At 50.0% G+C, this 4,046-nt stretch carries 4 protein-coding genes; all 4 read left to right on the top strand.

The genetic code is table 11. The features are described from left to right. The coding region (infC, locus tag IE073_RS14070) for a translation initiation factor IF-3 (RefSeq protein WP_233350121.1) at positions 1-493 on the top strand (493 nt) is incomplete at its 5' end. Positions 494-621: 128 nt separating this feature from the next. Continuing rightward, a complete protein-coding gene (locus tag IE073_RS14065) occupies positions 622-1,149 on the top strand; it encodes a lipocalin family protein (RefSeq protein ID WP_189587182.1) in 528 nt (175 codons plus the stop codon). A gap of 137 nt (positions 1,150-1,286) precedes the next feature. Then, positions 1,287-2,387, top strand: a complete 1,101-nt coding sequence (locus IE073_RS14060; protein WP_189587181.1) for an alkene reductase — start codon at positions 1,287-1,289, stop codon at positions 2,385-2,387. Next, the gene (locus IE073_RS14055; RefSeq protein WP_189587180.1) at positions 2,387-3,763 is read left to right on the top strand and encodes an NAD-dependent succinate-semialdehyde dehydrogenase; all 1,377 of its coding nucleotides are present in this window, start codon (positions 2,387-2,389) and stop codon (positions 3,761-3,763) included. The genes IE073_RS14060 and IE073_RS14055 overlap by 1 nt, the downstream gene beginning before the upstream one ends. The last annotated feature ends 283 nt before the right edge of the window (positions 3,764-4,046 follow it).

Raw genomic sequence — 4,046 nt, 5'->3', positions numbered from 1 at the left:
CGTAAATCGTGACATTACCGCCGATAATGTCCTACTCATTTTGGCCGATGGAGAAAAAAGAGGGACTGTCCCTCTAAGCGAGGCCCTAGAGGCCGCGCGCGCCGCTGGACTCGACCTCGTCGAAGTTGCCCCTGGCCTGACACCTGTTTGTAAGGTGCTGGACTATGGTAAGATGCGCTTTGAAAACCAGAAGAAGAAGGCCGCAAACCGTAAAAACCAACGCACACAGGCGTTGAAAGAAATCAAAATGCGTCCGAATATCGATGTGCATGATTATGGTGTGAAAACCAAAGCCATGCAGAAGTTCTTCGACCGTGGTGATAAAGTCAAAGTGACTGTGCGTTTCCGTGGCCGTGAAATGGCCCATATGGATCGCGGCATGACCTTGCTGGCCCGCGTCAAAGAAGACTTTGCCGAAGAATGTAAAGTTGAATTTGAGCCGAAAACGGAAGGTCGTCTGATGACGATGGTCTTGGCGCCCAAGCAAAACTAAATTCGATAAGAATTTTGAATTCCAAAGCCGGGGCCGACGCTCCGGCTTTTTTATTGGCGGGAAAGCGTGTCGCTGTGTACTCTTGTTTATATTACCGTCTAACTGTCCCGCCGCGCGGAAGGCCCACTATGAAAAATTTTGTTCTTTCTTTTCTCCCCATGCTCGCGCTCACGGCTTGCGCGGGAAACCCTGTCGCGGCTGTTCCTGTGTCAGGGTTTGAAACGGACCGCTATTTAGGCACGTGGTATGAAGTTGCGCGACTGGACCATTCTTTCGAACGCGGCCTTTCAAATGTCACGGCCAATTATACCAAACGCGATGATGGTAAAATCACGGTGCTGAACCGAGGCTATAATGAGAAGAAAGGCAAGTTCGAAGACGCCGTAGGGAAAGCCAAATATGCCAGCGATCCAACAACAGGCCATCTGAAGGTTTCGTTCTTTGGCCCATTTTATGGCAATTATATAATCTTTGATCTGGACAAAACCGATTACAGCACCGCCTATATTAGCGGAGGCAAAGATAATTATCTCTGGTTGCTCTCGCGCACACCCAATGTGTCCGACGCCACCCGCGCCGATTTTCTCAAGCAATCAAAGGCGCTGGGATATAACACAGACAGCCTAATCTGGGTTGATCATAGCCGCAGTGATTAGCGGTTTTCACACACGCTTTTAACGTGCGGCGGATGCGTCATTTTCGCCCACATCTCTAACTTACCCCTCAATCACGGAACTATAGTCCCTGCGGCTCGTTGATTACGCGAATCCACCCAAGACGCAGGCACTTTAAAATGGACCGTACCCAATTATTCTCCCCCATAAATATGGGCGAGCTCACACTTTCTAATCGCATTCTAATGGCGCCGTTGACGCGTAATCGTTCAAACTCGGATGGAACCCCAACCGAGATGGCGCAGATTTATTACAATCAACGCGCCGCTGCTGGACTAATTTTTTCCGAAGCGACGCAAATTTCCGATATCGCCAAAGGCTATTTAGATACGCCGGGCATTTATACCCAAGATCATGTTAAAGGTTGGAAGCCAATCACCGATGCGGTCCATGCGGGCGGTGGACTCATCTTCTGCCAGCTGTGGCATGTGGGCCGTATCAGCCATGTTTCGTTGCTCCCCGATGGAAAGTCTCCTGGCGCGCCGAGTGCGATCCAAGCCGACGCCCAAACCTTTACGGCGGATGGGTTTCAGGATTGTTCCGAACCTGTCGCTTTGACGAAAGACGGAATTAAAGACACAATTGCCGATTTTGTAACCGCAGCCCGCTGCGCAAAAGAGGCGGGTTTCGACGGTATCGAAGTCCATAGTGCAAATGGATATTTGCTGGATCAATTTTTGCAGGACGGCACAAATAAGCGCGATGACGAATATGGCGGGTCACTTGAAAATCGCACGCGTTTATTGGCAGAAATTCTCGAGGCAGTATCAGAAATTTGGCCCCGCAACCGCATCGGCGTGCGCCTGTCCCCCTTGGGTCACGCAGGCGACATCAGTGACAGCGATCCTGAAGCCACGTTCTCTTATGTCTACAAAATGTTGGACAAAAAAAAATTAGCCTACCTCCACGTCGTCGAAGAATTTCCTGGAAATGATGCAGGCAGCGACGAAGAGGCTTTAATCAAAAAACTCAGGAAGCTTTACTCGGGATTTTATATTGGGAACGGCGGCTATGACGCTGACCGTGCCGCGAAAGCGATCGGATCGGGCTATGCTCACGCTATCACTTTTGGTCGCCCCTTCATCGCAAATCCAGACTTACCCGAACGTTACCGTACAGAGGCAGAGCTTAACGAACCAAATGATGAGACATTCTACGGTGGCGGCGCAGAGGGTTATATTGACTATCCATTTCTAAGAAAAGAAGGCGAGAACGCATAATGGGAACGATTGTTACAACGAATCCAGCCACCGAAGAGACACTAAACCGCTACACAATGCTGACAGATTTCGAAGTCGCGAAAGCGGTTGAGGATTGTCACACGGCCTTCCAAAAATGGAAGTTAGAAACACCAGCGGCGCGAGCCAAAATCATCGGCCAGATTGGCGAAGAGCTTGTTAAAAATAAATCCAAACTCGCCAAACTTATGACCCAGGAAATGGGTAAACTTCTCAGCCAAAGCGAGGATGAGGTCGAGCTATGCGCTGCCATTTGTCAATGGACGGCCGAAAATGCGCCTTCTGAATTGGAAAATGAAGAAAGCGATATTGACGAAGAAACGCGCGGGATAATTAACTATTCGCCGATTGGCGTGATTTACGGCATCCAGCCCTGGAACTATCCCAGCTATCAGGTGGCTCGCTATTCTATTGCCAACCTCATGGCGGGGAATGGGGTCTTGCTCAAACATGCCGAGATCGTGACAGGTACCGGGAAACTTCTCGAAGAAATCTACCTCGCGGCAGGACTTCCCAAAGGCTTGTTTCAATCCATCGTTATCTCGCATGATCAATCTGAGGCCGTCATTAATAATGACCGCGTGAGAGGTGTGACTTTGACGGGTAGCTCAGGCGCCGGTCGTATTGTTGCGCAGCAATCGGCTAAAGCGCTGAAGAAAACAGTTCTCGAACTCGGCTCCAACGACGCATTTATTGTTCTAGAGGATGCGGATATTGATCAAGCCGTTGAGGTTTGCGTTCTTGGGCGGACATATAATAATGGGGAAACCTGCATCGCGGCGAAACGCTTCGTCGTCGTGGACGCTATTTATGACACGTTCAGGGACAAATTTGTTGAAGCTATGGCGGCATTGAAAACGGGTGACCCAATGTCGGACAGCGCCGATATGGGCCCCATGGCGCGAAAAGATCTACGCGACGACCTACATGCGCAGGTTCAGCAAAGTATCGCAAAAGGGGCGACGTGTTTAACGGGCGGCGAAATACCCGAAGGCACAGGGTGTTTTTATCCCGCGACGGTTCTTGAAAATGTCTTGCCAGGCCAAGCTGCCTATGACGACGAATTGTTCGGACCCGTGGCCGCTTTGATTAGAGCCGAAGATGCAGACGACGCTATGCGTATTGCCAATGATAGCCGATTTGGTTTGGGCGGCGGAATATTGACCACCGACACCGACAAAGCGATTGAACTGGCCAGCCAGCATTTTGACACAGGCATGGTCTTTATCAATCGCTTCGGGCTCGCTGTGCCCAATATGCCCTTCGGCGGCGTGAAGGACTCTGGCTACGGCCGCGAACATGGCGGTTTTGGACTAAAAGAGTTCGTGAACACCAAGTCGATTGTCATTCAGAAATAGAGTTCTTCCCACAGATTGAATATTGAAAAAGAGCCGCGTCACTGCGGCTCTTTTTTTGGCGCAAAATCTACGTCGGATCTATTTTCGCTACAGCGACCATACCCTTGATGGGCCACACATAGATGTCAGACAAAGTATCCCGTCTAATGAAAAGTTAGAACGCAATCCTTTCAGTTGCTTACAACTAAATCCAACAATCGTCTCCCCGCTCTCGGATTCTGTGCCATTTTAAAGCTGTCTTCTTTCAACGGGCAGTCAGGTGCACATTGACTTAACTGGAAAG

Origin of the sequence: Litorimonas cladophorae (genome assembly GCF_014652455.1) — a bacterium.
Taxonomy (GTDB): Bacteria; Pseudomonadota; Alphaproteobacteria; order Caulobacterales; family Maricaulaceae; genus Litorimonas; species Litorimonas cladophorae.
Note: the sequence above shows the minus strand (reverse complement) of the source record. Positions and strands in the feature narration are given on the sequence as shown.

Excerpts from the sequence above, each read along its gene's own strand:
- IE073_RS14065 (WP_189587182.1), top strand. The coding sequence starts at position 622 with ATGAAAAATTTTGTTCTTTCTTTTCTCCCCATGCTCGCGCTCACGGCT.
- IE073_RS14055 (WP_189587180.1), top strand. The coding sequence starts at position 2,387 with ATGGGAACGATTGTTACAACGAATCCAGCCACCGAAGAGACACTAAAC.
- IE073_RS14060 (WP_189587181.1), top strand. The coding sequence starts at position 1,287 with ATGGACCGTACCCAATTATTCTCCCCCATAAATATGGGCGAGCTCACA.